Genomic DNA, 4915 nt, shown 5'->3' on the forward strand with positions numbered 1-4915 from the left:
CCGGGTGAGTGAGAAGACCCTGCAGCACCGGATTGATGGTCCCGACGACGCCCCCGTACTCGTACTGGGCGCGGCGCTGGGTACCACATGGCACAGGTGGTAGATCGCGTCTTACGTGGTCCAGGTCATGAGCGTATGTACAGGTCAGGGCCTTGTGACCCGGAGACGTCCACGCTGTTGGTGAGACCACCGTCAGAGCGCTGAGAGATGAGACCCCCGTCGGCCTGCTCCGGCGGGGGTCCTGCATGTGCCGGCGAGGCGTGCTCTGTGGTGATCCACGGGGTCTTGGTTGTCCTCCGGTTCGTGCCGACAGCCAGCCTCTGGTACCCCCTACTACCCTTCCAGCGGGCAGTAGCCACCCGGAGAAGTTCGGTGGCTGCCACCAGCGCGGGGCGAGGGAATCGCGGGCGATGATCCTTCTCAAGTTGCTGTAGGCAAATGAGGGGTAACAGCATGGTGAGTCACCGTAAGCGCATCAGCCGGCGGGGGTTGCTGGTCACGGCGGTGATCGCGACGGGAGCGGTCCTTGCTCCTGTGGCGGTCCAGGCGGTTCAGGCCGACACGGCCGGCGGGAAGCAGAACCCGGTCCGCGCGCTGGAGCAGGCGGCCCACCCGCTGCGCTCCACCGAGCCCGGGAGGAACACGGCCGACCTGCGGGCCCTGGGTTCGATGATCGGCGACGCCAAGGTGGTCGGCCTCGGCGAGGCCACCCACGGCTCCCACGAGTTCTTCACCATGAAGGAGCGGGTCTTCCGCTACCTCGTCGAGGAGAAGGGCTTCACCACCTTCGCCCTCGAACTGAGCTGGTCCGCCGGGCTCCAGATCGACGACTACCTTCAGACCGGCAGGGGCGACGCCCGCAAGATCGCCGAGGAGACGCTGACCAACACCCCTTGGGACCGTGAGGAGTTCGTGAGCCTCATCGAGTGGATGCGCGACTACAACCGCCACCACCTCGGTCGCACCGTCCACTTCATGGGCGACGACATCGGCGCCCCCGCAGTGAGCGACGAGTTCTTCGGCCGGGTGACCGGTTATGTGCAGCAGAACCGCCCGGAGGCGCTGCCGCGGCTCAACGAGCTCTACACCGGCCTGCGCCCGATCGACGACGTCTCCGCCTACCTGGGCAAGCCGCTTGCGGAACGGCAGCAACTCGCCACCAAGGCACAGCAGGCCCTGGAACTGGTCAGCAGCCAGAAGGGCTCCGGCGGAGAGGCGTTCGCATGGGCCGAGCAGAACGCCCGCTCCATCGCCCAGACGGCCAAGTTCCTCACCATGAACCCCGACGACCCTGGCACGCTGCCCTCCTTCCAGCGCTTCCGCGACGACGTGATGGCCCAGAACGTCACCTGGTGGCAGCGGCGCACCGGCCACAGGATCCTGTTGTCGGCGCAGAACGACCACGTCGGCCACGTCGCCAGCTGTCCCGAGCTGTATCCCAAGACGCAGGGGTCGTTCCTGCGCGACACGATGGGCAAGAACTACCTCCCCATCGGCTTCACCTTCAACCAGGGCTCCTTCCTGTCGAAGGATGCCGCCCTCGTCGGCGACTGGAAGAAGTTCACCGTGGGCGGCGCCGAGCCCGGCAGGAACGAGTACACCCTCGACCAGGTCCGCTACCGGGACTTCTACCTCGACGTCCGCAACGCGCCGGCCTCCGCGCGGGCCTGGCTGAACGTCGCCCGGCCCACGCTCGGCGTCGGCACACAGTTCCCCGTGAAGCCGCGCGACGTCGCGCTCGCGAAGCCCTTCGACGTCCTCATTCACCTTCACGAAGTCCGGGAGGCCGACAAGCGGATGCCGTGACGGCCAGGCCCCGGCACGAGTCGCTCGCCCCCTGACCTACGGGGAGGCCGACCTCCCGTCGCGTGTGCCGTCCGCCGGAGCACCCCCGGCCGCGCGGGAGCGTCGACTGGGCCGCTGCCGAGGGCCGCCCTGGGGATGGCGAGGGCGGGCAGCGGGCTGATGGTCAAGGGGAGACCGGACGGAACAATCCGACGGTCCACCAGCGGCCGCCGGCTGACGCTATGGATGAGCACCCCTCCCGGCGATCCCGTAGACCGCCTGGTTCGAGGTAGAGCAGGTCGTACTCCCCGACCCCGCGACGGACGGCGAGCCGGCCGCGTCATAGGGTCTTCCGCGCAGCAGGGGAGGGGGAGGGAGAACTGATGGCGATCCGGCAGGGCGCGGCAGCCGGTGGCCGGGGGGCGGGTTTCACGGACACCGTCGTACGGCCCGCGACCGCTGCGGTCAGACAGCTCGCCTCCGGGCTCGGTAGTGCCCTCTCGGCCCTGTTCGTGCTGCTCTGGCTGGCCGCCACCGCCGTGACCGGTCCGATCGGGGTCGGACTGCTCATGGCGCCCGCCGTACTGCGCGCGCTGCACGCCCTGGCCGGCCGGGAGCGCGACCGGCTCGGTCGCTGGGGTCTCGAGGTCGTCGCCCCGGAACCTCCGCCGACGCGACTGCGGCTCGCCCTCGTCGACCCCACCACACGACGGGAGCTGCGCTGGCTGGTCCGCCATGCCACTTTGGGGTTCCTCCTGGGCCTGCTCGGCGTCCTGCTGCCGATCTCAGCCCTCCGCGACGGCACCTTCCCGCTGTGGTGGCGGTTCGCGCCCGAGGAGGTGGCCACTACGTCGCTGGGCCTCGGGAATGTGCAATCCTGGCCGGCCGCGGTCGCCGTCGGCCTGCTGGGCCTCGGCTCGACCGCCATCATCCTGGGCCTCACCCCCGGCATGGCGCGCTTGCAGGCCCGCCCGGGACGACGACTCCTGGTGGCCGGCCCCGAGATGGACCTGTCCCTGCGCGTCGCCGAGCTGACCGCCACGCGCGCGGCTGCCCTGGACGCCCACGCCACCGAACTGCGCCGCATCGAGCGCTCCCTGCACGACGGCACCCAAAACCGGCTCGTCTCCGTCACCATCCTGCTCGGCGCCGCCCGCCGCATGGTGGCCCGCGACCCCGCCGATGCCGACGAACTCCTCGAACGCGCACACTCCGCCGCCGAGCAGGCGCTGGCCGAACTGCGTACGGTCGCGCGCGGCATCCTGCCTCCGGTGCTGGCCGACCGGGGACTCACCGGCGCACTCTCCGGGCTGGCCGCGCACTGCGCGGTGCCCTGCCGGATCGACGTCGACGTACCCGAGCGGTGCGCCGCCTCCGTCGAGGCGACCGCCTACTTCGTCGTGGCCGAAGCCCTGACCAACATCGCCAAGCACAGCGGCGCCGACCATGCCACCGTCACGGCGCGCAGCCGCGGCGGCCGTCTCCACCTGTGCGTCGAGGACGACGGCCGGGGCGGGGCGGACGAGGACGGCGGCTCCGGACTCACCGGCATCCGCCGCCGGATCGCGGCACACGACGGCAACCTCTCCCTGACCAGCCCGTCCGGCGGCCCGACAACCCTTGAGGTGGATCTTCCATGCGGATCGTGATCGCCGAGGACGACCCGTTGCTGCGCGAGGGGCTCGCCCTGTTGCTGCGCGCCGAGTCCCTCGATGTGGTGGCCACCGCGGGCGCCCCCGACGAGGCGCTGGACGCCATCGACGAACACAGACCGGACGTCGCCATCTTCGACGTGCGGATGCCACCGACCCACACCGACGAGGGGATCGTCGCGGCGGTCGAGGCCCGGCGCAGGCAACACGACCTGGCCGTCCTCGTCCTGTCCGCGTACGTCGAGCAGACCTTCGCGACGGAGCTGCTCACCGGCGGCGTGGGCGGCCTCGGCTACCTGCTCAAGGAACGGGTCGGGCGGGTGGAGGAGTTCCTGGACGTCCTGCGGCGGGTGGCGGCCGGAGGCACCGCCATCGACCCCGAGGTCATCACGCAGCTCTTCACCCGGTCCCGCCAGGACACCCGGCTGGACCGGCTCAGCCCTCGCGAGCGGGACGTACTCGTCCTGATGGCCGAGGGGCTGGGCAACAACGCCATCGCGGAACGGCTCGTCGTCACGGACAGCGCTGTCCACAAGCACATCCGCAGCATCTTCGCCAAACTCGACCTCTCACCCACCCACCGACTGGACCGGCGCGTCGCCGCCGTCCTCCACTACCTCGAGGACACCCGCCGCCGGGCCTGAAACCGGTGCGGCGGGCGCCCCCGCCGGCAGGTCAGTGGCTTGGCGCACACCGTAAGAGGTCGCGCAGGTAGGCACGGTGGTGGCAGCTCGGCCGCAAGACAGGTGTTCCGACAGATGCTGTAACGGCGGGTCAGAAAAGAGCTCTCCGCGGTGCAACCGTCCCCGGGGTTCGCCAGTCGTCTTCGGTGCCGTCCGCGCCGCCGCCGAGGCGGATGAAGCCGCCCTGACCCCGGTGATCTGACCTCCCCTGCGCCGGAGCGGGGCTTGCGGCCCGCTTGGCGGCCGAGGGGTCTTGTGACCGCCGCCGTCGGGGATGTTGCCGAGCTTCTTGATGTCCACGTGGACCAGTTCGCCTGGCCGGTCGCGTTCGTAGTGGCGTATGACGCGGCCGGTGGCCCGGTCCAGGTCGAGGCGGGCCAGGCCGAAACGGGTCAGTACGCGGTGCACGGTGGAGGGCACCAGGCCCAGCAGGTGGGCGATGCGGGCCGGGCCGCACCTGCGCAGAAGCCGGACCTTGATGATCCGGCGTTCGGTGCGGTTCGGGGTGCGGCGCGGGCTTGTGTGCGGGCGGCTGGAACGGTCTGCCATGCCCGCCTCGCCGAACAGCCGGTAGCGCTCAGCCCAGCGCTGGGCCGTCGTCGGCGAGACCTGGAAACGCTCGGCCGCCCGACGCGGAGTTCAAGATCCCTCGACCGAGACCTGTATCACCGTCCACAACCTTCCGGGACAGAGCACCTGGGAATCCGTCTGTCAGCCTTCCCGGATGAAGCCCTCCCGCACCAGCCAGTCCTTCGCCACCTCGTGCGGGTCCTCCCCGTCCACGTCCACCCGCGC

General features: G+C 70.6%; 3 protein-coding genes and 1 pseudogene. 3 read left to right on the plus strand and 1 reads right to left on the minus strand.

What is annotated here, in order from left to right:
• Positions 1-453 precede the first annotated feature (453 nt).
• From ACF088_RS41110 to ACF088_RS41120, 3 genes are all read left to right on the plus strand, one after another.
• Positions 454-1806, plus strand: a complete 1353-nt coding sequence (locus ACF088_RS41110) for an erythromycin esterase family protein (RefSeq protein WP_392381104.1) — start codon at positions 454-456, stop codon at positions 1804-1806.
• A 362-nt stretch (positions 1807-2168) separates the two neighbouring features.
• Positions 2169-3434, plus strand: coding sequence for a sensor histidine kinase (locus ACF088_RS41115; protein WP_392381105.1), 1266 nt, complete (start codon positions 2169-2171; stop codon positions 3432-3434).
• Positions 3422-4081 (plus strand): response regulator transcription factor, encoded by a 660-nt coding sequence (locus tag ACF088_RS41120; protein WP_392381106.1) that lies wholly within the window; start codon positions 3422-3424, stop codon positions 4079-4081. Before ACF088_RS41115 ends, ACF088_RS41120 begins: the two co-directional genes overlap by 13 nt.
• A 297-nt stretch (positions 4082-4378) precedes the next feature.
• On the opposite strand, the pseudogene ACF088_RS41125 reads toward ACF088_RS41120, so the two are convergent.
• A pseudogene (locus tag ACF088_RS41125) lies at positions 4379-4753 on the minus strand (helix-turn-helix domain-containing protein); the annotation flags it as partial.
• Positions 4754-4915: the final 162 nt, after the last annotated feature.

The sequence above is a fragment of the Streptomyces sp. NPDC015125 genome (assembly GCF_043080045.1).
Taxonomy (GTDB): domain Bacteria; phylum Actinomycetota; class Actinomycetes; order Streptomycetales; family Streptomycetaceae; genus Streptomyces.